The sequence below is a fragment of the Sphingomonas sp. BT-65 genome, from assembly GCF_026107375.2.
In the GTDB taxonomy this organism is placed as follows: Bacteria; Pseudomonadota; Alphaproteobacteria; order Sphingomonadales; family Sphingomonadaceae; genus Sphingomonas.
In genome coordinates this window covers 1,706,297-1,730,902 of sequence record NZ_JAPCIA010000001.1, presented here as the reverse complement: position 1 = coordinate 1,730,902, position 24,606 = coordinate 1,706,297, and the positions used below count along the sequence as shown (strand labels likewise).

27 protein-coding genes are annotated in these 24,606 nt (G+C 68.6%); 10 read left to right on the top strand and 17 right to left on the bottom strand.

Annotation, left to right across the window (positions count from 1 at the left end; genetic code table 11):
• Positions 1-12 precede the first annotated feature (12 nt).
• On the top strand, positions 13-2,838 hold the full coding sequence (locus OK349_RS08270) for a M16 family metallopeptidase (RefSeq protein ID WP_265117340.1): 2,826 nt from the start codon (positions 13-15) through the stop codon (positions 2,836-2,838).
• Between the two features lie 32 nt (positions 2,839-2,870).
• Entirely contained in the window at positions 2,871-3,167 is a 297-nt protein-coding gene (locus OK349_RS08265) for a hypothetical protein (RefSeq protein WP_265117339.1), read from the top strand.
• A gap of 78 nt (positions 3,168-3,245) precedes the next feature.
• Here the strand turns inward: OK349_RS08265 and OK349_RS08260 are convergent, their stop codons facing one another.
• The 5 genes from OK349_RS08260 to purE all read right to left on the bottom strand — a co-directional run bounded on the left by OK349_RS08260 (position 3,246) and on the right by purE (position 7,372).
• Positions 3,246-4,703 carry an alpha/beta hydrolase gene (locus OK349_RS08260; RefSeq protein WP_265117338.1) on the bottom strand — a complete coding sequence of 486 codons (1,458 nt, stop codon included), beginning with the start codon at positions 4,701-4,703 and terminating at the stop codon, positions 3,246-3,248.
• Positions 4,700-5,179, bottom strand: a complete 480-nt coding sequence (locus tag OK349_RS08255) for a hypothetical protein (RefSeq protein ID WP_265117337.1) — start codon at positions 5,177-5,179, stop codon at positions 4,700-4,702. Before OK349_RS08255 ends, OK349_RS08260 begins: the two co-directional genes overlap by 4 nt.
• Position 5,180: 1 nt before the next feature.
• Positions 5,181-5,732: an RNA polymerase sigma factor gene (locus tag OK349_RS08250; RefSeq protein WP_265117336.1), complete on the bottom strand. Its 552-nt coding sequence runs from the start codon at positions 5,730-5,732 to the stop codon at positions 5,181-5,183.
• A 76-nt stretch (positions 5,733-5,808) separates the two neighbouring features.
• Positions 5,809-6,876 carry a 5-(carboxyamino)imidazole ribonucleotide synthase gene (locus tag OK349_RS08245; protein WP_265117335.1) on the bottom strand — a complete coding sequence of 356 codons (1,068 nt, stop codon included), beginning with the start codon at positions 6,874-6,876 and terminating at the stop codon, positions 5,809-5,811.
• Positions 6,877-6,886: 10 nt separating this feature from the next.
• On the bottom strand, positions 6,887-7,372 hold the full coding sequence (purE, locus tag OK349_RS08240; protein ID WP_265117334.1) for a 5-(carboxyamino)imidazole ribonucleotide mutase: 486 nt from the start codon (positions 7,370-7,372) through the stop codon (positions 6,887-6,889).
• A gap of 128 nt (positions 7,373-7,500) precedes the next feature.
• Here purE and ada point away from each other — a divergent pair, with 128 nt between their 5' ends.
• Genes ada through OK349_RS08225 form a run of 3 tightly spaced genes read left to right on the top strand, consistent with a single transcriptional unit; the run spans position 7,501 to position 9,001 of the window.
• Positions 7,501-8,538: a bifunctional DNA-binding transcriptional regulator/O6-methylguanine-DNA methyltransferase Ada gene (gene ada, locus OK349_RS08235; RefSeq protein WP_265117333.1), complete on the top strand. Its 1,038-nt coding sequence runs from the start codon at positions 7,501-7,503 to the stop codon at positions 8,536-8,538.
• Positions 8,535-8,864, top strand: coding sequence for a DUF1203 domain-containing protein (locus OK349_RS08230; protein WP_265117332.1), 330 nt, complete (start codon positions 8,535-8,537; stop codon positions 8,862-8,864). The genes ada and OK349_RS08230 overlap by 4 nt, the downstream gene beginning before the upstream one ends.
• Positions 8,756-9,001: a DUF1203 domain-containing protein gene (locus OK349_RS08225; RefSeq protein WP_265118563.1), complete on the top strand. Its 246-nt coding sequence runs from the start codon at positions 8,756-8,758 to the stop codon at positions 8,999-9,001. The genes OK349_RS08230 and OK349_RS08225 overlap by 109 nt, the downstream gene beginning before the upstream one ends.
• Here the strand turns inward: OK349_RS08225 and OK349_RS08220 are convergent.
• Genes OK349_RS08220 through OK349_RS08205 form a run of 4 tightly spaced genes read right to left on the bottom strand, consistent with a single transcriptional unit; the run spans position 8,998 to position 14,845 of the window.
• The gene (locus tag OK349_RS08220) at positions 8,998-9,486 is read right to left on the bottom strand and encodes a GNAT family N-acetyltransferase (protein WP_265117331.1); all 489 of its coding nucleotides are present in this window, start codon (positions 9,484-9,486) and stop codon (positions 8,998-9,000) included. The genes OK349_RS08225 and OK349_RS08220 overlap by 4 nt on opposite strands.
• Entirely contained in the window at positions 9,486-11,033 is a 1,548-nt protein-coding gene (locus OK349_RS08215) for a S1C family serine protease (RefSeq protein ID WP_265117330.1), read from the bottom strand. Before OK349_RS08215 ends, OK349_RS08220 begins: the two co-directional genes overlap by 1 nt.
• A gap of 52 nt (positions 11,034-11,085) precedes the next feature.
• A complete protein-coding gene (locus OK349_RS08210; RefSeq protein WP_265117329.1) occupies positions 11,086-12,630 on the bottom strand; it encodes a hypothetical protein in 1,545 nt (514 codons plus the stop codon).
• Between the two features lie 49 nt (positions 12,631-12,679).
• The gene (locus OK349_RS08205) at positions 12,680-14,845 is read right to left on the bottom strand and encodes a primosomal protein N' (protein WP_265117328.1); all 2,166 of its coding nucleotides are present in this window, start codon (positions 14,843-14,845) and stop codon (positions 12,680-12,682) included.
• Positions 14,846-14,914: 69 nt separating this feature from the next.
• Here OK349_RS08205 and OK349_RS08200 point away from each other — a divergent pair, with 69 nt between their 5' ends.
• Entirely contained in the window at positions 14,915-15,364 is a 450-nt protein-coding gene (locus tag OK349_RS08200; RefSeq protein WP_265117327.1) for a hypothetical protein, read from the top strand.
• A 218-nt stretch (positions 15,365-15,582) separates the two neighbouring features.
• Here OK349_RS08200 and OK349_RS08195 read toward each other — a convergent pair whose 3' ends face one another.
• Complete coding sequence (locus tag OK349_RS08195; RefSeq protein ID WP_265117326.1) at positions 15,583-16,248, bottom strand: DUF2490 domain-containing protein; 666 nt, start codon at positions 16,246-16,248, stop codon at positions 15,583-15,585.
• 111 nt (positions 16,249-16,359) lie between these two features.
• Between OK349_RS08195 and fsa the strand changes: the two genes are divergently transcribed.
• Positions 16,360-17,013 (top strand): fructose-6-phosphate aldolase, encoded by a 654-nt coding sequence (gene fsa, locus OK349_RS08190; RefSeq protein ID WP_265117325.1) that lies wholly within the window; start codon positions 16,360-16,362, stop codon positions 17,011-17,013.
• Between the two features lie 80 nt (positions 17,014-17,093).
• Here fsa and OK349_RS08185 read toward each other — a convergent pair whose 3' ends face one another.
• From OK349_RS08185 to OK349_RS08175, 3 genes are all read right to left on the bottom strand, one after another.
• Complete coding sequence (locus tag OK349_RS08185; RefSeq protein WP_265117324.1) at positions 17,094-17,297, bottom strand: helix-turn-helix transcriptional regulator; 204 nt, start codon at positions 17,295-17,297, stop codon at positions 17,094-17,096.
• The gene (locus OK349_RS08180; protein WP_265117323.1) at positions 17,294-17,710 is read right to left on the bottom strand and encodes a hypothetical protein; all 417 of its coding nucleotides are present in this window, start codon (positions 17,708-17,710) and stop codon (positions 17,294-17,296) included. The genes OK349_RS08185 and OK349_RS08180 overlap by 4 nt, the downstream gene beginning before the upstream one ends.
• A 67-nt stretch (positions 17,711-17,777) precedes the next feature.
• Positions 17,778-19,175: a glutamate ligase domain-containing protein gene (locus tag OK349_RS08175; protein WP_265117322.1), complete on the bottom strand. Its 1,398-nt coding sequence runs from the start codon at positions 19,173-19,175 to the stop codon at positions 17,778-17,780.
• Between the two features lie 40 nt (positions 19,176-19,215).
• Between OK349_RS08175 and OK349_RS08170 the strand changes: the two genes are divergently transcribed.
• The gene (locus OK349_RS08170) at positions 19,216-20,031 is read left to right on the top strand and encodes an LD-carboxypeptidase (protein WP_265117321.1); all 816 of its coding nucleotides are present in this window, start codon (positions 19,216-19,218) and stop codon (positions 20,029-20,031) included.
• Here OK349_RS08170 and OK349_RS08165 read toward each other — a convergent pair.
• From OK349_RS08165 to OK349_RS08155, 3 genes are all read right to left on the bottom strand, one after another.
• A complete protein-coding gene (locus tag OK349_RS08165; protein WP_265117320.1) occupies positions 20,028-20,822 on the bottom strand; it encodes a ubiquinone biosynthesis protein COQ4 in 795 nt (264 codons plus the stop codon). The two genes, OK349_RS08170 and OK349_RS08165, sit on opposite strands and share 4 nt — an antisense overlap.
• A gap of 61 nt (positions 20,823-20,883) precedes the next feature.
• Complete coding sequence (dnaN, locus tag OK349_RS08160; RefSeq protein WP_265117319.1) at positions 20,884-21,987, bottom strand: DNA polymerase III subunit beta; 1,104 nt, start codon at positions 21,985-21,987, stop codon at positions 20,884-20,886.
• A gap of 178 nt (positions 21,988-22,165) precedes the next feature.
• On the bottom strand, positions 22,166-22,768 hold the full coding sequence (locus OK349_RS08155) for an outer membrane protein (RefSeq protein WP_265117318.1): 603 nt from the start codon (positions 22,766-22,768) through the stop codon (positions 22,166-22,168).
• 184 nt (positions 22,769-22,952) lie between these two features.
• Here OK349_RS08155 and OK349_RS08150 point away from each other — a divergent pair, with 184 nt between their 5' ends.
• Together OK349_RS08150 and OK349_RS08145 are read left to right on the top strand one after the other, a co-directional pair.
• The gene (locus OK349_RS08150; protein WP_265117317.1) at positions 22,953-23,582 is read left to right on the top strand and encodes a histidine phosphatase family protein; all 630 of its coding nucleotides are present in this window, start codon (positions 22,953-22,955) and stop codon (positions 23,580-23,582) included.
• Positions 23,579-24,046 (top strand): hypothetical protein, encoded by a 468-nt coding sequence (locus tag OK349_RS08145; RefSeq protein ID WP_265117316.1) that lies wholly within the window; start codon positions 23,579-23,581, stop codon positions 24,044-24,046. Before OK349_RS08150 ends, OK349_RS08145 begins: the two co-directional genes overlap by 4 nt.
• 31 nt (positions 24,047-24,077) lie before the next feature.
• Here the strand turns inward: OK349_RS08145 and OK349_RS08140 are convergent, their stop codons facing one another.
• Positions 24,078-24,476, bottom strand: coding sequence for a DUF4168 domain-containing protein (locus OK349_RS08140; protein WP_265117315.1), 399 nt, complete (start codon positions 24,474-24,476; stop codon positions 24,078-24,080).
• Positions 24,477-24,606: the final 130 nt, after the last annotated feature.

The following is a 24,606-nucleotide window of genomic DNA, read 5'->3' as shown; positions in this document are numbered from 1 at the left end:
AAGTCATTCTCGATGAAGCCAGTCTTTGCCAGTCTGACTGCGGTCGCGGTCGTCCTTTGCGCGCCAGCCTATGCCCAGCAGGCGCCCGCGCCGGTTCCGGTTTCGGAACTCGTGAAGCGAGTCGACATTCCTTATGAGGAGTTCCGGCTGGCCAATGGCCTGCGCGTCGTGGTGCATACCGACCGCAAGGCGCCCGTGGTGGGCGTCGCGGTGTGGTACAATGTCGGCTCCAAGCACGAGCCCGCGGGCAAGACCGGCTTTGCGCATTTGTTCGAGCATCTGATGTTCAATGGCTCCGAGAATTCGCCGGGCGAGTTCTTCGAGCCTTTGAAGGAAGTCGGCGCGACCGACTATAACGGCACCACCAATTCGGATCGCACCAACTATTTCCAGACCGTGCCGCGTGCGGCGCTCGACCGTGCGCTGTTCCTGGAGAGCGACCGCATGGGTTACCTGCTCGGCGCGGTGACGCAGGGCAAGCTCGACGAGCAGCGCGGCGTCGTCCAGAACGAGAAGCGCCAGGGCGACAACCAGCCCTATGGCCTGCTGCGCTACAAGGTGAGCGAAGGGCTGTTCCCGGAAGGTCATCCCTATCGCCACTCGACGATCGGTTCGATGGCCGATCTCGACGCCGCCAGCCTCGATGACGTCAAGAACTGGTTCCGCCAATATTATGGGCCCAACAACGCCGTGCTGGTGCTGGCGGGCGATATCGACGCCGCGACCGCAAAGCCGCTGGTCGAGAAATATTTCGGCGCGATTCCCAGGGGCGCTGACATCGCCGATCCCAAGGTCGACGTGCCGACGCTCGCCGCGGCTAAGGCCGAGGTGATGAAGGACCGCGTCGCCGTCACCCGCATCTACCGCATGTGGGCGGTGCCGGGGATGCGCGACAAGGAGTCGACCGTGCTCGACATCGCGACCGGCGTGCTCGGCGGGCTCGCCAGCTCGCGGCTCGACAACGCACTGGTCAAGAAGGAGAAGCTCGCGGTCAGCGTCGGCGCCTTCAACCAGAGCCTCGCGCAGGCGGGCATGGTGCTGATCTCGGCCGATGTGCGCCCGGGCGTCGATCCGGCGGTGGTCGGCAAAAGGCTCGACGAGCTGATCGCCGACTATCTCAAGCACGGCCCGACCAACGAAGAGCTGGAGCGCTACAAGACGCGCACTGCCTCGTCGCGCATCCGCGGCCTCGAGTCGGTCGGCGGCTTTGGGGGCAAGGCGGTTACGCTCGCCTCGGGCGCGCTCTACATGAACGACCCGGGCTTCTACAAGAAACAGCTCGCCGATCTGGCGGCGGTGACCCCGAGCCAGGCGCGCGACGTCGCCGCCAAATGGCTGTCGCGTCCGGCCTATGCGCTGACGATCGAGCCGGGACCGCGTGAGGCCTATGCCGAGGCGGTTGCCGCGGCGAAGAAGCCCGCGGCCGCCGAAGCGCCGTTCAAGGGCACACGCGGCGCGCTGCCGGCGGTGGCCGAGGTCAAGGATATCGACTTCCCGGCGGTCACCCGCACCAGGCTCTCGAACGGCATCGAGCTGGTCTATGCCCAGCGCGACGCGGTGCCGGTGACTCAGGCGGTGATCAGCTTCGATGCAGGCACCGCGTCGGACGTGCCGACCGCGCTTGGCACCGAGAGCATGGCGCTGGCGCTGCTCGAGGAGGGCACGGCGACACGCGATTCGATCGCCATTGCCGAAGCGCAGGAGCGGTTGGGTGCGGGGGTGAGCGCGGGCAGCAGCGCCGACCGCGCCTATGTCTCGATGTTCACCCCGAGCCCCAACCTCGCCGGCTCGCTCGAGCTGATGGCGGACCTCACGCGGCACCCGAGCTTCCCGGCCGCGGAGCTGGAGCGGGTGCGCGGCCAGATGCTGGCGCAGATCGCGCAGATCAAGGCGAACCCCGCGGGGCTCGCACAGATGGCGATGCCGCCTCTGCTCTACGGCGCGGAGTCGCCCTATGCGAAGACCGCCGCGATCGGCGGCGATCCCGAGGCGGTGAAGAAGCTCACCCGCGATGACCTGGTCGGCTATTACAAGGCGTGGATCCGGCCGGACAAGGCGAAGATCTTCGTGGTCTCCGACCGGCCGCTGGCCGAGGTCAAGGCGGCGTTCGAGGCGCGCTTCGGCGACTGGCAGGGCGAGGGTGCCCCGGGCACCAAGAGCTTTGCCGCCAAGGCCGCGCAGACCACGCCCCGGATCGTGCTGATCGACCGGCCCGATTCGCCGCAGTCGCTGATCTATGCCGCGCAGATGACGCCGGTCGATCCCTTCGCCGATCCGATCGCGCTGGGCACCGCGAGCGAGGTGCTGGGCGGCGACTTCCTCTCGCGGATCAACATGAACCTGCGCGAGGACAAGAGCTGGTCGTACGGCGCGCGCGGCGGCGTGGCGCGGATGGAGCATGCGGTGCCGTTCACCGTCTCTGCGCCGGTGCAGGCCGACAAGACCGGTCCGGCGATCGCCGAGATCCAGAAGGAGGTCGGGGATTATCTGTCGGCCAAGGGTGTGACCCAGGCCGAGTTCGACCGTTCGGTGCTGAGCAGCGTGCGCAAGATGGCCGGCCAATACGAGACTGCGGGCGCGGTGCTCGGCGCGATGCAGGCGAACGACTTCATGCGCCGTCCCGACGATTATCAGGACGGCCTGGCGAAAAAATATCGCTCGCTCACCATGCCGCAGGTTGACGCTGCGGCACGCGGGGCGATCGACCCGAAACGCTTCATCTGGGTGGTGGTCGGCGACGCCTCGAAGGTCCGCGGGCAGCTTGACAGCCTCGGCCTGCCTGTCGAGGTGGTGAAGCCCGAGTCCGTCGGCGCCGCCGCCAAGGCCGCCGCGAACTGAGGGCTGGACCGGATTTTACAGGAGAGACGAGCATGGCGAATGTCGATGGCACTTGGGATACCGTCACCCACTCGCCGATGGGCGACCAGAAGGCGACGCTGAGCGTGGTGAGCGCGGGCGACACCTTTACCGGTACTTATGCCGGCGCGCTCGGCACCACCGCGGTCAGCGGCAAGGTCGATGGCGACAAGCTGAACTGGACGGTCGACATCACCGTGCCGATGCCGATGACGCTGAGCATCGAGGCGACGGTCGACGGCGACAAGCTCACCGGCACCGTCACCGCGGGCGCGTTCGGCAGCTTCCCGATGGAGGGCGTGCGCGCCTGAACAATCGGTGACGCCCTGAAATCGGGCCCGCTTCCCGCGAGGGAGACGGGCCCTTTCATTTGCGGGTGGCGCCCGCCGTCACCGCTGGAAGGGGATCGGCGGTAGCGCGACCTGTTTTACGCGCACGGGGCGATCCGCCAGGAAATCCTGGAGCAGGGGGCGCAGGGCGGAATTGCCGAACAGGTCGAATTCATGCGCCGCGTTCTCGACCACGACGACCTGCGCGCGGGGGAGGCCAGCGGCGATCTCGCGCGCATTCTCGACCGGCGTGCGCGCATCGAGGTCGCCCGCGAGGATGAGCGTCGGGACGTCGCTTCGCACGGTTGCGCGATAGCCGTTGCCGAGATCGGCGGCGGGCCATGCCCCGCGCAGGTCCATGAGCGGAAAGTTCATCGCATTGCCGAGCAGCGCGCTGCCAGCCTGCTCGCGGATCCGGCCGAGCCGCGCAGGACTCGCATAGGATGCCAGATCCATCATGTACTTCATCGCCGAGCCCAGCCGGTATCGCGTGCGCATCATCAGCACCGCCGGACCGATCCGCTCGAACTTGCCGGCCGCCATCTCGCGAAACGCGATCGGCAGCGTCGCCAGCAGCCGGGGATCGCCCAATGCCTGCGCGGTGAGCAATTGCAGGTCGAATTCGCCGACCGTCACCTCGCGCGCCGCGCCGCCTAAAGGGTCGGCGACGGAGAGGGTGACCGGGGCGCGGCGCAACCGCTCGAACACCTTGCGCATGTTCGCGGGCAGTTCGGGTGCGCCGGCCCGTGCGGCGATGCGCGCGATCGCGGCGTCGGTCTGGGCGGGCAGCTTGAGCGTATGATCGGGCCCCTCGGGGCTGACCAGGATGACGCGCGCGATGCTGCCGGGATGGCGCCGCACGGTCGCGAGCGCGAGGTGGGAGCCGTAGCTGCGGCCCCACAGATTCACCCGCGCATAGCCGAAGGCGCGGCGCACGGCCTCGACATCGTCCGTGCTTTCCACGGTGGTGTAGGAGGCCAGGCGCACGCCCTCCGCGGCGAAGCGGGCGGCGGCGAGCCGGGCGGCGCGGTCGATCAGCGGGAGCCATGCCGCGGGCGATCCCGGTGTCTCGAGCGGCAAGGGCACAGTATCGGGCAGCGCGAGGCTCGGCTGCGAGCGGCCGGTGCCGCGCTGGTCAAAGGCGATCACGTCGCCGCCCATCAGGTCGAGCAACGACGCCGCCTGCGGTGCGGGGAGGCCCGAGAGCAGCCGGGTGCCCGAATCGCCCGGCCCGCCGGCGAGCAGCATGTTCGCGGCCGATGCCGCCGCTGCGCCTGTCCAGCGCAACCGGATCGTCGCGAGCTCGATCTGCCGGGTCTCGCTGCCTGCGGCGTCCCGCTGCTCGGGAACGCGAACGAAGCCGATGGTGATCTCCATTTGCCGGCCATCCGGCGCTGCGAGCATGCGGGTCGTGAGCTGATGGATCGCCGGGGCTGCATTCTGGGCAACAGCCGGTGAAGTCCCGGACGCCGCCGCGAGCGCCAGGACGGTGCAGAGAAAACGGAAGGCGCGCCTCATGCGTCAGGCCCTTGCGCTTCGAGCTGCCGCATGCGGGTGGTGAGCGCGGCGAGACGCTGCCGGGCGCGCGCCAGGAGCAGCGTAGCGGCCGCCATGAGCGCGAGCCCCAGCCCGCCAGCGGCGAACCCCGCCTGCAAATCCGCGATCAGGCCGAGCGAAAAGGCGCCGAGCGTGAAGATCGACGTGAACGTCACGGCGAGCCAGCCGGCGACGACGCGCTGCCGGGCATAGAGCACGCGCCGCTCAGTCAACACCCAGATCGCATAGCCGGCCCAGCCGGCACCGATCGCGGCCAGTACCGCGAATGCGATTGCTGCGCGCGGCGGCAGGTCGGGCTCGGTCAGGCCGAGCGAGACGACGACCACCGTCATCGTCAGTGCCGCCGCCAGCAACGCACCGTGCACCAGGCGTGGGGCGGTCGAAAGCTCCGCTTCGGCGATCCGCCGGATGGCGTCGGTATCCAGGGCCGCGTTCATCTTATTCTCCTTCTTCTTCAAGTACATCGCGCAGCAGGTGCCGGGCGCGATGCAAGCGTGACTTGACCGTCCCGGATGCGATCGCGAGCGCCTCCGCGATCTCGGCGATCGGCAACTCCTGCAGATAGAACAGGGTCAGGATCTCGCGCTCGACCGGCGGCAATCGCGCCAGGCCCCGCTCGACGAGATCGAGATTCTCGTGGTCCGACGCGGTCTCGTCGAGCAGCGCGTCGGTATCCTCCTCGGCGAGCGGCAGGGCGGCGTAGCGGCGGCGCAGGCTGTCGGCGAAGGCGCGGTGCGCGACGCCGAACAGCCAGGATCGGAAGCGCTGCGGATCGCGCAGCCGGTCGATGCCGCGAAACGTCCGCAGCCAAATGTCCTGCGTCAGTTCGGCGGCGGCCTCGCCGTCCTGCGTCACGCGCCGCGCATAGGCGGCGAGCGGGGCGGCCCAGCGCGCGATCAGCGCGTCGAAAGCGCGGCGGTCGCCCAGCTGGCAGCGGATGACGATCAGCTCGTCCGCTGCTTCCCGGTCCTGGTCGTGCGATCGCTGCATGTTCACCCCGAAGCTTTCCCTGGGGTAGTCGCTGCCGCGGCGAAAAGGTTCGCCGAAAAATGCGGCGAGAGATTTCCTAGCGCCGCACCCGCGTGGAATGCCCCATCTTGCGGCCGGGGCGGGCCTCGTGCTTGCCGTAGAGGTGGAGATGCGTGTCACCCTCGGCGAGCAGCGCTGGCCACGCATCGGCGTCGGCGCCGATCAGGTTGGTCATCTCCACCGCCGCACCGGTGAGCGCGGTCGAACCGAGCGGCAGGCCGCAGATCGCCCGGACATGGTTCTCGAACTGCGAGGTGACCGCGCCCTCGATCGTCCAGTGGCCGCTATTGTGGACGCGCGGCGCCATCTCGTTGAACACCGGGCCGTCTTTGGTCGCGAAGAACTCGCAGGTCAGCACGCCGACATGGCCGAGCCGCTCGGCGAGGCGCGTGGCGAGGACGGCGGCAGCTTCCGCCTGTGCGACCACCGTGTCCGGCGCAGGCACGCTCGACCGGGCGAGGATGCCGCCCTCATGCACATTATGCGGGGGCGGATAGGTGATGCTGGTGCCATCGGCGCCGCGCACCAGCAGGATCGAGAATTCGTGGGTGAAGGCGACCATGGCCTCCAGCACGCATTCGCAACCCGCGACCGCCGCCCAGGCCGCGTCCGCATCGGTGGCGGAGGCGATCCGCGCCTGCCCCTTGCCGTCATAGCCCTCGGTCGCGGTTTTGAGGATCGCGGGTGTACCAACCGCGTCGAGCGCGGCATTGAGTTCGGCGCGCGAGGTGACCCGCCGCCATGGCGCCGGCACGCCGCCGCATTCCTCGGCCAGCTGCTTTTCGCGGGCGCGGTGCGCGGCGGTCTCCAGCGAAGCGCGGCCGGGCGCGACCGGCGCGTGCGCGGCGACCGCGTCGATCGCAGCGGGCTCGATATTCTCGAACTCGTAGGTCACGACTTGGCAGTGCTGCGCGAACGCGGCCAGCGCCGCCGCATCGTCATAGGCGCCCTGGGTGAACGCCGCCGCGATGTCGCAGGCCGGACCGCTCTCGGGCGCATAGATATGGCAGCGATAGCCAAGCTGCGCCGCCGCGACCGCGAGCATCCGGCCGAGCTGGCCGCTGCCGAGAATGCCGATGGTGCTGCCGGGCGGGATCGCGTTCATTGGGCTCCGGTCATTCAGGCTCGTTCGCGACGCTTTCGGTCTGGCGCGCGCGCCATGCCTGAAGCCGCTCGGCGAGCGCCGCATCGGACGTGGCGAGGATCGCTGCGGCGAGCAGCCCGGCGTTGATCGCACCGGCCTTGCCGATCGCCAGCGTGCCGACCGGAATGCCGCCGGGCATCTGGGCGATCGAGAGCAGGCTGTCCATGCCCTTCAGCGCCTTGGACTCGACCGGCACGCCGAGCACGGGAAGGTGCGTCATCGACGCCGCCATGCCGGGCAGGTGCGCCGCGCCGCCCGCGCCGGCGATCACCACCTTGAGCCCGCGCTCGGCCGCACCGGTGGCATAATCGTAGAGCCGTTGCGGGGTGCGGTGGGCGGAGACGACCTTGGTCTCGTGGGCGACGCCGAGCTCGGCGAGCACGTCCGCGGCGTGGCGCATCGTCTCCCAGTCGGAGGTGCTGCCCATGATGATGCCGACCAGAGGTGCGTCCGCCATTCCATGCCCCTGCATTGCGGGAAAGCGTCCCCCTAGTGAGACGAACGCCCGGCATCAAGCGTTGCCCGTCACGCTTTGGGCGCAAAAGCCGGGAAGCAAGGGTTGCGCGGCGCGCCTATATCAGGCGCATGATGAGCAACATGATCTCCGACGACGAAGCCTGGGAGGCGTTCGAGCGCCGCGACCGCGCCTATGACGGGCGGGTGATCGCGGGCGTGCTGACCACGGGCATCTATTGCAAGCCGAGCTGCCCTGCCCGGCACCCGAAGCGCGAGAATGTCGTGTTCTTCCCCGACGCGGCGAGTGCGCGTGCCACCGGCCTGCGCGCCTGCCTGCGCTGCAAGCCCGACGAGATCGGGCGCGAGCGGATCGCGGTGGCGGAAGCGGTGGCGCTGCTCGAGGCGGCCGAGGAGCCAGTGACGCTCGACGAGCTCGCGGGTGAGGTCGGCTATGCCCCGCATCACTTCCAGCGGCTGTTCAAGCGCGCCACCGGGGTGACCCCGGCCGCCTATGCCCGCTCGCTGCGCGCACGCCGCGCCGCGGAGGCGCTGACCGCCGAGGACAACGTCACCAGCGCGATCTACGAAGCGGGCTATTCGGCGCCGAGCCGCTTCTACGAGACGAGCAACGCCCGGCTTGGCATGACGCCGAGCGCGTGGCGCAACGGCGGGGCGGGGGTGACCATCCGCTGGACCGTCGCCGACACCAGCCTCGGCCCGCTGCTGATCGCGGCGACCGACAAGGGGTTGTGCCGTGTCGCCTTCGACGAGGACAGCCTGAGCCTCGCCGCGCGCTTTCCCCGTGCGGAGATCGTGCCGGGTGGCGCGGCGCTTGCGGCGCTGGCCGTGCGCGTGGTGGCCGAGGTCGAGCAACCCGGGCGCCATACCGACCTTCCATTGGATGTGCGCGGCACTGCGTTCCAGGAGGCAGTGTGGCAGGCGCTGCGCGAAGTCCCGCAGGGCGAGACGGTGAGCTATGCCCAGCTCGCCGTGGCCGCGGGCAGCCCGGGCGCGGTGCGCGCGGCGGGCACGGCGTGCGGCGCGAACAATGTCGCGGTCGTCATCCCATGCCACCGCGCCCAGCGCAGCGACGGGAGCATGGGCGGCTATGCCTATGGCGTCGACCGCAAGCAGGTGCTGCGCCGGCGCGAGGGCGTGGCAGAATGAGCTACGTCATCACCGGGCTCGATCCCGCGCCGTTCCGGCATCTCTACGGCATGACCGACGCCGAGCTCGCGCAGGCGGATGCGGTGCGGATGATCGCCGACAAGAAGCCCGGCTATCCGTGCCGCGTGACGCTGGAGGATGCCGAGCCCGGCGCGGCGGTGCTGCTGGTCAACCATGAGCATCTCCCTGTCGACACCCCTATCGCTCGCGCCATGCGATCTTCGTCGCCGAGGGCGCGGAGGCACCGGCGCGTTATGCGGACGCGGTTCCGGAGCAGCTCCGTTCGCGCTTGCTGTCGGTGCGGGCGTTTGATGCGGACGACATGATGATCGATGCCGAGGTGCTGGAGGGTGCCGGGCTGGAGGCCGAGATCACGCGCATGCTGGCCGATCCCCGCGCGGCCTATCTCCATGTCCACAATGCGCGGCGTGGCTGCTTCGCCGCTCGGGTCGATCGCGGCTAGTCCAGCCGCCGCCGCATCAGCCGCGCCTCGGGCCCGTAGCTGGCGAGGATGTCGGGCGCGGCATCGACGATCGCGAATCCCTGCGCCGCCCAGAAGCTGTCGGCGCCGCCGACGGCCATCAGCGTGATCTCGCCAAATCCGCTCGCCCGGGCCTGTCCGATCACCAGATCCACCGCGGCGCGCCCCGCGCCCGTGCCCCGCGTCGCCGGCAGCAGGGCGATGTCGTGCAGATAACAGGTGTCGGCATCTGCCGGGAGCCGCTCCAGCATCGCGCCGAGCTTGGGCGGCGTATCGCGACGCCAGGGATGGGTGATCAAATAGCCGGCAGCCGCGCCATCCCCCTCAAGCACGAAACATCCCGCAGGATACAACGCCAGCCGCTCGGCATAGACCTCGACCGCCTCGGAATAGCGGCCGTGCACCGCATCCGAGATCGCCGATATCGCGGGCAGGTCCGCTGCGGCCATCGGCCGCCAGCCGGGCATCACCCCGCCGGCTTGCAGCTATAGACCAGCCGCTCGTTGAACACCTGCGGCAGCGCGGTGCGGATCGTCTGCTGCCTGGAGGCGAGGTCGGCGCGTGCGGCCTGGTCGGTCGAGCAGGCCTTGATCTTCACCTCGCTGCGCAGCTTGCGCGCGTCGGCCATCTGGCTCGCCGGGAGCAGGTAGCGCGTGGTGGAATAGGTCCGCGTTCCCGGTGCGTATTCGAGCACCGAGACAGTCTGCTCGTCGTCGGGCACCAGGATGCGCTGCCAGTTCTGCTGCCCGGTCTCGGCATATTGGGTGCGGCCGTTGACGCAGCCATCGGCGTTGATGTCGATGTTCACGTCCTGCGTGCTTGAGACGGTGACCCGCGAGCGCGCCGGATCGATCGTGCAGATCATTTTGCCGAGCCCGCCAGGCTGCGCCGCGGGCGGGATCGCGACGCGGGCGGCGCTCTCGATCGCCTTGGCATCGAAGGCGGGACGGGTGAAGAAGGTGATCAGCGCTGCCAGCACGAGCGCGCCGCCGCCGCTGGCTGCCCAGATCGTCTCGCGCCGCTTGCCGCTGGTGTGGAAGAAGGCTGCGGCGCCAAGCGCCATCGCGCCCAGCACGAGCAGCAGCATCGCCGCGGCAATGAAATTCTCGCGCATCGCGAAATTGTCGACCAGCGCCCGGTCGAGCGCGCTCTCGCGGTCGGCCGCGGCCTTCGCAGCGGCTTCCCGCGCGCGCGCCTCGTCCGCCGCCCGCGTGCGTTCGGCCTCGCTGCGGTCCTGCGCCAGCCGGTCGGCGATGCTGGTGCAGGCGACGCCATTGGCCGGCATCGCCTGCCCCGCCTCGCGCAGGAAGGCGGCGACCTCGTCATTGCCGATCGCGAACCCGAAGCTCGCATCGCCATCGTCAGCGCGGGTGATCGCCGAGTTGACCCCGAGCACGCGGCCGCACGGATCGAGCAGGGGCCCGCCGGAATTGCCGCGCGCGATTCCCGCGGTGTGGAGCAGCACGTTGACGCCCTGGAGGTTACGCCGCCCGGAGAACACGCCCTGCGAGCGCACCGGGGAGAGCGGGGTGATGAAGTCCGCCGCCGAACGCGCGGTGGCGAGATCGACATTGCCCGGATAGCCGAGCGCGATCATCGCGTCGCCCTCGCCCATCGGGCCGTTGTAGAAAGTGAGCGCGGGCAGGCGGATGCCGCCGAACTCGATCAGCGCGAGGTCGCGGTCGGCGTCGATCGCGATCAGCCGGCCCTGGTACGACTTGTCGCCCTCGGACGGCACCACGCCGATCATCACGTCGCCGGGATAGCGCTCCGCCGCTTCGACGACATGCGCGTTGGTGATCACGCGGTTGGGCGCGACCGCGAAGCCGCTGCCATGGCCGAAGCCGACCACCTCGCCCTCGACCACCGCGATGGTGACAACCCGCACGACCCCGCGCCCGGCGGCGGAGATATCGTCGGCGCGGGCGGGCGCGGCGAGCGCCAGCATCGCCGCGAGCGTGACGATCAGCGAGACCGCCGCGGTCCGAATCTGCCGAGCAAGATAAAGCGCCATGGTCGCTGCCTTCGGCCAAAAGCGGGGACGGTTCAAGCCGCGGGCACGCGCTTCACTCCGGCGAGTCGCCGGAATCCTTCTCCTCATCGTCCTGCTCGACCGCGCCCTTCGCTCCCGCGATGTCGCCCGCATCGATCCGCGCGATGATCGCGGCTGCCATCGTGCTTCGTGGCCCGCCATGCGGATTGTAGGCGATCGGGCGGAGCATCGCGCGCGCCACATCGAGCTTCCCGTCGCGCAGCTGCATCATCGCCGCGTTCATGCGCAGCTCCATGTCGAAGGGCGCCAGGTTGAACGCGTACATCAGCCCCTTCTTGGCATTCTCGGTCGGGGTCTGCCCGGCCATGCCATAGCTGCGGAAGAACAGGATCAGCGGCTGAGGATCGTCGGGGTCGAGGCGGTTGGCGGTGGTGATGATCTTGCGGATCGCGCTCCACGTCGCCGGGGTCCGGTCCTTCGCCTGGCGTGCGACCGCCATCCGCGCCATCGCTTTATAGACATGCGCGTCGATCGCCTTCGGGTCGGCCGTGATGGCGCGGTCCGCGGCGGCTTCGGCAGCGGCATAGTCGCGCGCGTCATAGGCCGTCTCGGCCAGCACGATCTGCACGGCGGGATCGTTCGGATAGGGTGCGCAGGCGCGCTTAGCGCGCTCGTAGACGCCAGGCGCGGTCTTGGCGTTGACCCCCACCTTGGAGCGGATCCGGATGTCCATGACCGCGGCTTCGCCTTCGCGCAGCGCGCGCACCTTGACCTCGCCCAGCTTGATCGCGCTCGCCGACACCTTGCGCATTGCGAACCGGGACAGCTTGTAGCGCTCGAGCTCGCGGTCGAGCTGCTTCAGGTCGCCGAACAGGCCGGCGGCGTCGAGCGGGGTCTTCCCGGAATTGATCGCGAGAAGATAGTTGCTGAGCTGCCGTTCGCGCTCGGTGCTGAAGCTCAGATAATGGGTGAGCAGCCAGCCGCGGCCATAGAGTGCGTCGCGCTGCTGGCTGTCCAGCTTGAGCGTTTCGGCGACCAGCAGCTTGTTGAGCGGCAGCAAGTTGCCGCTCAGCAGGGTGGCGCCGCGATATTGCGGCGGCGCGCCGAGGACCACGCCCCCATCCTTGTCGACCACCGCGGTGGCGTGGAACTCGGCGAAGCCTTCGACGAACCAACTGGGAAAGGCGCCGCCGGGCCAGTTGCTGAACATGAAATGGTGCGCATATTCGTGCTGCAGCACCATCTTCGCCGAGAGATCGTTCGGGTCGCCATCGCCCGATCGCCGCGGGACGACCGCGAGGGGGCCACCCGCCCGGCCAATGTAGAAGCCCGCGACATTGTTGCTGCCCGAGAGCGACTGGACCGCACCTGTCCGGGCCACGACATAGACCGTTACGCGATTGGCCTGGCCGGGGGGCGTGGACGGAATGGCGCGAGCGACACGCAGCGCCTTGTCGAATCGCTCGAGATCAGCGGCGAAGCGCTCGACCCGCTGCGCATCGCCTTCGGCATAGACCACGAAGTGATCGGAGCTCGCTTCGAACCAGTCCGCCCGGGCGGTAAGCGGCGCCGCCAACAAGGCAATGCCCACCGCACAACGCAACACGCCACGCTTCATCGAACGCCCCCCAAACCGCGATCAACCGGCGTCGATTGTATCGATCACACTATACAAAGCTATACGGATCGACATCGACCACCACGCGCACCTTGGCCGGCCATTCGATCCCGCCCAGCCAGTCGCGGATCACGTCCTGCACGTCGAGCGCGCGGCGGGCATGGACGAGCAGGCGGAAGCGGTGGCGGCCGCGCAGCATGGCGAGCGGGGCCGGGGCGGGGCCGAACACCTGCATCGCCTCGACTCGCGGCGCGGCGCGGCCGATCAGGCGGGCGGTCTCCAATGCCGCATCCTTGTCCTCGCTCGACACGATGATCGCGGCGTAGCGGCCGAAGGGCGGGGCGCCCGCCTCGCGCCGCGCCCGCGTCTCGGCGGCATAGAAGCTCTCCGCGTCGCCGCTCACCAGCGCGCGCATCACCGGCGCCTTGGGGCTGTGGGTCTGGATCAGCACCGTGCCGGGCTTCTCGCCCCGCCCGGCGCGGCCCGCGACCTGGCAGATCTGCTGGAAGCTGCGCTCGGCCGCGCGCAGGTCGCCGCCCTCGAGGCCGAGATCGGCATCGACCACGCCGACCAGCGTCAAATTGGGAAAGTGGTAGCCCTTGGTGACGAGCTGGGTGCCGACGACGATGTCGATATCGCCCGCCTCCATCCGGTTGACGAACTCGGCCGCCTTGGCTGGCGACCAGATCGTGTCGCTGGTGACGATCGCGGTCTTGGCGTCGGGAAACAGCGCCGCGACCTCGTCGGCGATGCGCTCGACGCCGGGGCCGCACGCGACCAGGCTGTCCTCGCTGTCGCATTCGGGGCAGGCGCGCGGGGTCGGGAAGGTGTGCCCGCAATGGTGGCAGGCGAGCCGGCTGATCAGGCGGTGCTCGACCATCCAGGCGGTGCAATTGGGGCATTGGAAGCGGTGCCCGCAGGTGCGGCACAAAGTCAGCGGGGCATAACCGCGGCGGTTGAGGAAGAGCAGCACCTGCTCTTGCCGCGCCAGCGTCTCGTCGATCGCGTTGACCAGCCGCGGCGCCAGCCAGCGCCCGCGCGGCGGCTGCTCGGCGAGCAAATCGATCGCCTCGATCGCGGGCATCTCCGCCGCGCCGTAGCGGCCGGGCAGCTTGACCTCGGCATAGCGGCCGAGCGCGACCTGCTGGCGGGTCTCGATCGCCGGCGTGGCGCTGGCGAGGATCACCGGACATTGCTCGAAATGGCCGCGCATCACCGCGACGTCGCGCGCGTGGTAATGGACGCCTTCTTCCTGCTTGAAGCTGGTCTCATGCGCTTCGTCGACCACGATCACGCCGAGATTGGGGTAGGGCAGGAATAGTGAGGAGCGCGCCCCGACGGTGACCAGCGCCTCGCCGCTGGCGATCGCGCGCCACGCGCGGCGGCGCTGCGACTGGCGCAGGCCCGAATGCCACGCCACCGGCTCGACTCCGAAGCGCGCATGGAAGCGCTTGAGAAAGGGCTCGGTCAGCGCGATCTCGGGCAGTAGCACGAGGCACTGCTTGCCCGCCGCGATCGCCGCGGCGACCGCCTCGAAATAGACCTCGGTCTTGCCCGAGCCGGTGACCCCGTCGAGGAGGAAGGGCTGGAACGCCTCCGCGCCGATCGCCTGGCGCAGGATCGATGCGGCCTCGGCCTGCTCGGGCGAGAGGTCGGGCGGCGCGAAGTTGGGGTCGGGCACGGGGTAGGGCGTGTCGAGATCGACCGCGACGCCCTCGATCGCGCCGACCTTGACCAGTCCGCGGATCACGCCCTCGGAAACGTCGGCGATCGTCGCCAGCTCGCGGATCAGCCCCTGGCGGTCGCCGATCCGCTCCAGCGCTTGCTCGCGTTGCGCGGTCATCCGCTCGGGCAGTTCCCCGCTCGCGCGATATTCGACGATTGTCTTGCCGCCTTCGAGCGCCGAGGTCGACGACAGCGCCATCCGCAGCACCGAGGCGAGCGGGGCGAGGTAGTAGTTGGCGGTCCACTCGATCAGCCGCCGCAGCGGCGCGGGGATCGGCGGGGCGTCGGCCACGCCGAGCAGGTTGCGCAGCCGGTTGTCGCCGACTTCCTCGGCCGGCAGCCGCTCGGCTTCCCACGCCACGCCGACCAGCTGGCGCGGCCCGAGCGGCGCGACGACGATCGATCCCGGCTCGACCGCCATGCCGTGCGGCACGCGATAATCGAGGGGACCGAGCGCGGAATTGAGGACGATGACGCGGGCGCGGGACATTGGCCCTCCATATCGGCATTCCTGCGGCGGCTGGAAAGCGCTATCGAGCGTCGCGAAGGAGTTCCGCCGATGCTGCTCGCCGCCCTCTTGTTGCTCCAGGCTGCCCCCGCCGTGCCGCAATGCGCCGTCATCGATGCCGGTCTCGCCGCCAATCTGTCCGGCTGGACGGCCCCCGGGGGTGAGTTCGGCGTGAACAAGGCGGCGAGGCTGCAGGCCGGCGAGCTTGCCAAATTCCCCGATGTGCCTGCGGACGCCAAGCCCGGCGGCGCGGTGATGATCGGGTTCAAGATCGAAACTGCGGGGCGCTATGGGGTCGCGCTCGACCAGCGGGGCTGGATCGACGTGGTACCGGGCGCTGCGGGCGGGGAAGCGCTCAAGTCGGTCGCACACGGTCATGGCCCGGCCTGCTCGACGATCCGCAAGATCGTGCGCTTCGATCTCCAGCCGGGCCTCTATCGCCTCTACCTCACCGGCCTCGACATGCCGGATGCGAAGGTGATGCTGGTCGCGGGCGAGTAGCGTCGGCCGCTTGCAATGTTGGATTTCATTTGCTTTGCCGGATGCGGTCCGCTCTTTGACACTGTCAACCGCTACAGCCCAGGTGAGCCGGGTCTGTCTGGTAATTTATCCAGGAAAATCAAAATCTTGGGTCAATCTTGTCATGCTTGACACCGGCCGTCAGAACCATGCGATTCTGTCAACCGCCAGTGTCATTTTCGACAATTCCGCCGGGCGCCCTAGAGCGACAGGCCAACGCTCACCGCGAGCGCATGGTCCATCACGTCGCGGTCGCCGCCGCGGCCGAACTGATATTGGTTGAGATAGCCGGCCTCGATCGACACCAGCTTGCTCGCTTTCCAGTTGATGCCGACCATGTTGCGCATCCGGTCGTATCCGGCTTCCTCGCCCCAGTCGGTGTCGTTGAGCGGGATCAGGCTCTCATGGCTGCCGACCAGGCTGAAATCGCTGTCGCCGAGCGGCAGCGTGGCCTTGATCTGCGGTCGCAGGCGATAGCCGGTGTCGTCGCCGTCGGAGCGCCACCGGCTCTCCAGCCGCACTCGCCCCGAAAGCTTCACCGCACCGGCCGTGTCCGAGAGGCCGACCTGCACGCGCAACCGGTCCTCGGTGCGAGTCACGGTCCCGCGCGAATAGTTGATGTTGCGCACATAGCCGCCGCCGATGGTGACGCCCTTGGCCAGTTCGTGCGCGACCAGCGTGTTGATCTCGATCTCGTAGAGCCCGCCAGGGTCGTTGCCGAAGCGCGAAACGGTATCGAATTCGAACTTGGTGTCCTCGCCCAGCGGCACGCTGGCCGCGCCGGTCAGCCATAATTCCTGGTCTTCTTCCTGCGCCAGCGCCGTGGCGGGCAGGAGCAAGGCGAAAAGGCAGAGAAGGCGCGGCATCGGTTCATCCAGGCTAGGCGTTAGCCGCGTTCCGGTGATAGAGGCGGGCGCGAACCGCGCGCGACTAGCACGTTGTCATCCAACTGTCACACAACCGAAAAGGCTGCCGCCATGAAGTTCTTCGCCGACACCGCCGACACCAATGATATTCGCGAGCTGGCGGAGGCGGGGCTGCTCGACGGTGTTACCACCAACCCGTCGCTGATCCACAAGGCGGGACGCGATTTCCTGGAGGTGGTCGCGGAAATCTGCCGGATCGTCGATGGCCCGGTCTCGGCCGAGGTCGTTGCGCTCGATCACGCCGGCATGATGCGTGAGGCCGAAGTGGTGCGGAAGATCGCCGACAATATCGCGGTCAAGGTGCCGCTGACGATCGACGGGCTCAAGACCTGCAAGGCGCTGACCGACGACGGCACGATGGTCAATGTGACCTTGTGCTTCTCGGCCAACCAGGCGCTGCTCGCGGCCAAGGCGGGGGCGACCTTCGTCTCGCCGTTCGTCGGCCGGCACGACGATATCGGGTTCGACGGGATGCAGCTGATCAGCGACATCCGCCTGATCTACGACAATTACGACTTCGCGACCGAGATCCTGGTCGCGTCGGTCCGCCACCCGATCCACATCCTCGAGGCGGCGAAGCTCGGTGCCGACGTGATGACCGCGCCGCCCGCGGTGATCCGTCAGCTGGTCAAGCACCCGCTGACCGACAAGGGGATCGAGGGCTTCCTCGCCGACTGGGCGAAGACCGGGCAGTCGATCGGCTGAGCCTGAAAAAGAAGGCCATCCCGGCGCAAAGCCGGGATGGCCTCTCCTTCCGATCCGGGGATCGGCGCGGGCCATAGGGGTCAGCCCGCGGTGGAGGGGTTTTCGAACACCTCTTCGATCACCAGGTCGAACAGGTCGGCGATCTTGAAGGCGAGCGGGAGCGAGGGATCGTAGCGGCCGGTCTCGATCGCATTGACGCTCTGGCGTGAGACCTGGAGCCGCTCGGCCAGGTCCTGCTGGCTCCAGCCGCGCTCGGCGCGCAGCACGCGAAGGCGGTTCTTCATGCCGCGTCCCCCGCCCGGCGATAGTCGCGGATCGCCATCCAGCATTGCGTGACGCTCCACAGGACGCACCAGGCGGGGAAGGCCCACAGCAGATCGACGCTGCCGATCAGGTTCCGCTGCTGGAGAAATCCGAGGGCGGTGGACAGGGTGAGCAGGATGCCGATGCTGACCAGCATCGCTACGGCCTGACGCTTCCGCACATATTCGTCGGTTTCCTCGATCAGATACAGGCCGACGACGATCAGCGAAGCGGCGATCGCGATCGCGGGCAGGATCGACAGTGCGACGAGCCCGATCGGGGACGGATCGAAGTTCCGCGCCACCCAGGTCGCGCCGGTGATCAGCACGCCGTAGACGAGCGTCGCGCCGATGAAGCGCCACACGAACCGCACCGAGGCGGGAGAGATTTCCATGTCAAGCTTCCTTTCTAACTAGACAAGGAAGCTTTACGTCAATGACGCTTTACATGTCAAGCGAACTTTACGTACCCCGCAACGTCTCCACCATCTCTGCCGCGAGCAGGCTCAGCGTATCGTCGCGCGCGCCCATGATGACGATGCGGTCGCCCGGCTTCGCTTCGGCGACGAGGTGCGCGGCGGCGGCGGCGCGGTCGGGGATGTGGCGGGCGTCGCGGCCCGATGCTGCGATGTCGGCGACGATGTCGGCGCTGGTCACCTCGCGGGTCACCGTGCCGCCCTGGTAGACCGGGTCGGGCAGGACGAGCTGGTCCTGAGGCGCGAGCTTGTTGACGAACATCTCGACCAGCTCGCGGCGCATGACCTTGAGCGGGCCGTAGCCGTGCGGCTGGAACAGCGCGAGGACGCGGCCGGGAAAGGCGTGGAGCGTGTCGAGCGTGGCGGCGATCTTGTCGGGGTTGTGTCCGAAATCGTCGATCACCGCGATGCCGTTCGCTTCGCCGACCAATTCGAAGCGGCGGCGCAGGCCAGTGAAGCCCTCGATCGCGCGCACCGCATCGGACAGGCCGATGCCCGCTGCTACCGCAGCGCCGATCGCGGCGAGCGCGTTGGCGACGTTGTGCCGGCCCGGCACCGCGAGGCGGACGGGCAGGGTGGCGTCGCGCATCACCAGGTCGAAACCGATCGCGAACGGCTCGGGGCGCAGGTTTCGGGCGGCGAGGTCGGCATCGTCCTCGACCGCGAAGGTCATGGTGCGGCCGCGGTCGAGCGCCATTGCCAGCGCTGCGCTTTCGGCGTCGCCGACATTGACGATCGTGGTGCGCGCCTTGGCCGCGAAATCGCCGAACAGCGTGCGCAGCTCCTCCAGCGACTTGTGGTCGAGGCTGACATTGTTGAGCACGGCGACGTGCGGCGTGTAGAGCGCGATCGACCCGTCGCTCTCGTCGACCTCGCTGACGTAGAAATCGTCGCTGCCGACCAGCGCGCTGGCGAAGGGCGCATCGGGCGCGACGAAATTCTTCATCACCGCGCCGTTCATCACCGTGGGATCGCGGCCGAGCGCATGCACGATCCAGGCGATCATGCCAGTGACGGTCGACTTGCCGCTGGTCCCGGCCACGCCGATCGAGGTGCCGGCGGCGTTGAACAGCGCGGCGTTGAGCTCGGCGCGGCTCATGCGCGGGCAACCCAGCGCCGCCGCCTGGACCATGTCGGGGACATTGTCCTCGACCGCGGCAGAGGCGATCACCATCTGGTCGGGCGAGACGATCCCGCTGCCGTCCTGCGGGAACAGGTCGATCCCGAGCGCGCGCAATGCGTCGAACTTGGCGGGAAGGCGGCCTGAATCGAGGCTGCGGTCGGAGCCGGCGACCTTCGCGCCTTGCCCGGCCAGGATCATCGCCAGCGGCATCATGCCGCTGCCCCCGATCCCGACGAAAAAACAGGATTTGCCGTGTTGCATCGCCCCGCGCTATCGCCGGTTCCGGATTAAGGGGCAAGGCATGCGGATCGGCGTCGTCGCACCGGCAAGGACAGTCAGCGCGGAATCGGCGGCGCGGATGCAGGCGTTCATGGCGTTGACCTATCCCGCGCACGAGATCGTCTACCACCCGCAATGCTTCGTCACCGAAGGCCATTTCGCCGGGCCGGACGACCTGCGCGCCCAGGCGTTCCTCGAATTCGCCAACGATCCCGGCTTCGACGCGATCTGGTTTGCGCGCGGCGGCTATGGCTCGAACCGCATCCTCGACCTGGCGATGCCCCAGCTCGGCCCCGCGGCGCGCAACAAGACCTATATCGGCTATTCCGACATGGGGTTCCTGCTCGGCGCGCTCTATGCCCGCCGCATCGGACGCCAGGCGCACGGATCGATGGCGAGCAGCATGGGCCGCGAGGACAAGGGCATCGATGCCGGCTGGGTGCTCGGCTGGCTGATCGACGGCGACCGCCGCGGGCTCGAGCCGACGCTGGACGGACGCCCCGCGGCGGCGTTCAACCTCGCGATCCTCACCGCGATGATCGGCACGCCGTGGCTGCCTGACCTCACCGACCATGTCCTGCACATCGAGGAAGTGAGCGAGGCGATGTACCGGATCGACCGCATGCTGTTCCAGATGGCGCATGCGACTCAGCTTCAGGGGATCGCAGGCGTGCGGCTGGGCGCGGTCACCGATGTCGTCGACAACGACGTGCCGTTCGGCGAGTCGCTCGATCAGATGATGATCCGCTGGTGCCGCGAGATGGGCGTGCCCTATCTCGGCCGCTCGGGGATCGGGCACATCGCGCTCAATCGCGTCGTGCCCTTCGGGGTGGCTTAGAGCCCGATCAGGCCCGCGGCCTGAAGCTCGGCCTGCGCCTGGCGGTAAAGGCGCGGCTCCTCGATCCCCAGCCGCTTGCGGGCGGCATCGAGCGGCTCGTACATCAGCGCCTCATAGTCCTCGGCCGAGAGCCACTTGGCGCGCTTGCCGTGGCGGCGGCCTTCGAGCACCGCCTTGGCGAAGCTGGACTTGCCGGTGACCTTGAGGCTCTTGAGCGCGGCGCCCGCGCCGATGAACGCCCAGCCCAATCCGCCGGTCTGCGAATAGGAGAAGGCGACGAGGCACGCCTCGCCCAGCGGCTCGTCGGCCTGGTAGCCGGTCAGGATGTGCCAGATGTCGTGGATGTCGCGCTCGCGCCGGCCGAACCAGGCGTGCGGATGCTCGACCCCGCGCTCGACCTCGGCATCGGCGTAGCTGACGTCGGCGAGGCCCTGCGCCGAATAGCCGGTGCGGTCGAGGAACGCGCGATAGGCGGCGCCGACGCTGCCCTCGGGCAGCGAATCGATCCAGCTGCGGTCGGAGAAACGCTGCGACAGCTCGATCCGCTGATAGGCGAGGCGGCCGCCCTGCTTCGTGGTGAGCAGGCGGCGATAATTCTTCTGCACCGTGTCGCCGTTGAGCGCGCGCATGATGCGGAACACCTGCACGGTGTCGTCGGCATTGCCGAGCAGGCGCACCAGCGCACGCAACGCCGTGCCCCATTCGCGCTTGCGGGGCTGGCCCCAGTCGATCGGCTGAGAAAGGGGCGCCTGGGTAACGGTCGGTTGCTGTTGCGCTTGCGTCGCCATCATTCGCCTGCCTTTACTGACAAGCGTGTTAATAAGCGATTATCGTGCCGCGTTCAAGAGGGCGTCACACCCGCATTGGCATCAGGACGTACAGCGCGGGCGACTTGTCGTTCTCGCGGATCAGCGTCGGCGCGGCGGCGTCGGCGAGATGCACCTCGACCAGATCGCCCTCGACCTGCCCGAGGATGTCCATCAGGTAGCGCGAGTTGAAGCCGATCTCGAACGGCTGGGCGGCATATTCGCCCGGCACATCCTCGGCCGCGGTGCCGTTGTCGGGGCTGGTCACCGACAACGTGATGCGGTCGCGGTCGAGCGCCATCTTCACCGCGCGCGTCTTCTCGGTGGCGATGGTCGAGACGCGATCGACGCCCTCCATGAAGCTTTTGGGATCGATCTTGAGGATCTTGTCGTTGCCGGTCGGAATCACGCGGCTGTAGTCGGGGAAGGTGCCGTCGATCAGCTTCGAGGTGAGAATCGCGGCGCCGAGGTCGAAACGGATCTTCGAACCCGACAGCGACACGCCGACCGAACCGTCGACCTCGTCGAGCAGCTTGCGCAGCTCGGCGACGCATTTGCGCGGCACGATCACGTCGGGCATCGATTCGGCGCCGTCGGGGCGCGCCACGGTGACGCGGGCGAGGCGGTGGCCGTCGGTCGCCGCGGCTTTCAGCGTATCGTCGGCGACGTGCAGGAAGATGCCGTTGAGATAATAGCGCGTCTCTTCGGTCGAGATCGCGAAGCGGGTCTTGTCGATGATCTGCTTGAGCGTCTCGGCCGCCAGCTCGAACACCGTTGGCAGCTCACCCTCGGCGATCACCGGGAAATCATCACGCGGCAGGGTGCCGAGCTCGAACTTGGCGCGGCCGGCATTGATCCTGATCTTGCCCTCGGCGGCGCTCAGCTCGACCTGCGAGCCCTCGGGCAGCTTGCGCGCGATGTCGAACAGCGTGTGCGCGGGCACCGTGGTGGCGCCGGCCTGGTCGACCGCGGCGGGCACGGTCTCGTCGATCTGCAGGTCGAGGTCGGTGGCCATCAGCCGCAGCGACCCTTCCGCCGATGCCTCGATCAGCACGTTGGAGAGGATCGGAATCGTGTTGCGCCGCTCCACCACCGACTGGACGTGGCTGAGGCCCCGGAGCAGCGTTGCGCGTTCGATCGTCGCTTTCATGTGTATTCAAACCCCCGGGGCGGCGGCCCCCAAAGACAACAGGCTGCCAGACGGCGCACGGATTGCCGTCGGAAGTTCGAGATATCCTTAACGTGAAAAAGGGCCGGAGCAAGCGCCCCGGCCCTTTCTATCGTCTCATTTGAGCATCATTTGTGGACGACTGGGTCCGGTTTCCGCCTCAGAAGCGGATGCCGACGCCGCCGACGACCTGGTGACGATCCACATCAATGTCGTAGCCGTCGATCTTGCCGTAGTTCGAGTAGCGATACTCGCCCTTCAGATACATGTTGTTCGAGAGCTTGAACTCGGCGCCGGCGCCGACGCGGAAGCCCTCCATGTCCTCGCTGATCTCGGTCGTCGTGGTCGGCGTCTCATAGACGGTGTCCACGCGCGCATTGGTGTAGCCGCCCTTGGCGTAGAGCAGCGTGGTCGGGGTGATCGCGACACCGGCGCGCGCGCCGAGATAGATGTCGCGGCCCATGTCGACGCGCAAACGGTCGCCGGCGGTGAGCAGGCTATCGGCACGCGTGTCGACGCTCGAGCCGGTGAGCTCGGCCTCGGCGCCGATCACCGCGCCGCCCACCTGCACGTCATAGCCGATCGCGCCGCCATAGGTGGCGCCGTCGCTCGACCCGGCATCGCTGTCGGTGCCGTCGCTCATCGTGTCGTAGCCGACCACGCCCTCGGCGCGGAGTCCGGTGAAGGGCGCGACCTCATCCTGCGCGAACGCCGGGCTGGCGAGCGCGCTCGCGGCCAATGCGGCAAGAACCAGTTTACGCATAAATACTCCTGTACTGATACACACCCGCTTGGGCGGGGACCGGCTCAATGCGCCAGATCATGCTGCGTTGCATGAACGCCAGCTAAACGCGGAAAACCGTTGCTTTTGCGCCACAGCGCGCCCTAGATTCGGGTCCGACGACGCGGCCGCAGCATCGGCTGGGCCAACGGGTGGGGGCGGTGCCATGGCAAGAAAGGGACGCGACTTCATCGCCCGGCATGGCGAGACCGTGTTCAACGCTGCGCGCCGGCTGCAGGGGGATCACCCGCACACGCCGCTGACCCGTGCCGGCTTCGCGCAGGCGGACGAGATGGGGCGGGCGCTGCGCGACCATCTCGGCGCGAAGCCGAAGCTGACGCTGTGGGCGTCGAACACCGGCCGTGCATTGCAGACGCTGGCAGTGATCGCCGAGCATCTCGAACTCGACTGGCATGGCGCGCGTCACGATCCGCGGTTGACCGAGATCGGCATGGGCGTGTGGGGCGGCCGCTATTATGCCGATGTCATCGCCGAGGGCGGTGACCTGATCGCGCCGGGCGGGCTGGTGCGGCCACCGCCCGGCGGCGAGCGCTATCACCAGATCGCCGAGCGCGTGTCGGGCTGGCTCGCCGACACCGACGACGATCCCGGCGACCGGCTGGTGATCATGCATGGCATCTCCAGCCGTGTGCTGCGCGGCGTGATGACGGGCGGCGACGCGCATCCCGAGTTCGAGACGCCGGTGGCGCCGGGCCTGCCGCAAGGCTCGGTGGTGATGATCGCGAAGGGGGCGGAGAGCGTGATCCACACCGGCACCGGGCACGCGCCGGCATGATCGCCGCGCTGATGCTGCTGCTTACCGCGATCCAGGGCGATGGCCGCGAATCACTCGGCGTGTTCGATAGCTGGGGGGCGTTCCGCGATGCCGCGCCGCTGCGCTGCTATGCGATCAGCCAGCCGCCGCAGGGCGCCCGCGGTGGTGCCTTCGCCAGCATCGCCAACTGGCCGCGCGCGGGCGCGCGCAACCAGCTGCACATCCGCCTCAGCCGTCCGCGCGATCCGCGTGCCAAGGTGACGTTGGCGGTGGGGGAACGCCGCTTCGAGCTGATTGCGGGGCCGAGCGACGCCTGGGCGCCCGATCCGCGAACCGATGCCGCGATCGTCGCGGCGATGCGCTCCAGCCGCAGCATGAGCGTCGAGAGCCTCGCAAGAGGCGGCGGCGCCTTCGCGGATGTCTATGCCCTGAAAGGCGTAGCCACCGCGATCGACGCCGCCGCCTTGGGCTGCGCGCGGCGCTAGGCCGGACCGCGCAACCCAGGGGGGCCGGTTGTTACTGAGTCGGCGACGGCGCAGGCGATGCCTGCTGCTCCGCGACGATCGCCGCCTGGACTTTCGCCTGCAGCGCGGTGTCGGCCTGCGATGCCTGCGCGATCTGGTTGAAGCGCGTCGGCTCAAGACCGCTCGCAGTCACCGCTTCGGACATCTTCTTTTGCTTGTCGGCGGCGGCGAGCGCGGCGTCCTTGCTGATCTTGTCGGCAGCGAGCGCCGCCTTGGCGAACTTCTTCACCTCATCGTCGGTCACCGGCGCCGGTGCCGCAGGGGTCGCGGGCGCCGCTTCCTGAGCCGGCGCTTCCTGGGCCGGGGCGGGCGCCGCGGTGTCCTGCGCGAAGGCCGGGGTGGCGATCAGAGTAGCGCCGGCCAGCAGCGCGGCATGACGGAAATGGATCATTCGAAAACTCCAAACTCGGGAAAGAATAGGTTCCCCCGCACGCAAGGCTTCCAGCCATGTCGCTGCATCGCAACCGTGCATCGACGCGCCGTGGCAGGCGCGGGACGGGCCGGGGAGTGGAATTGCCGCG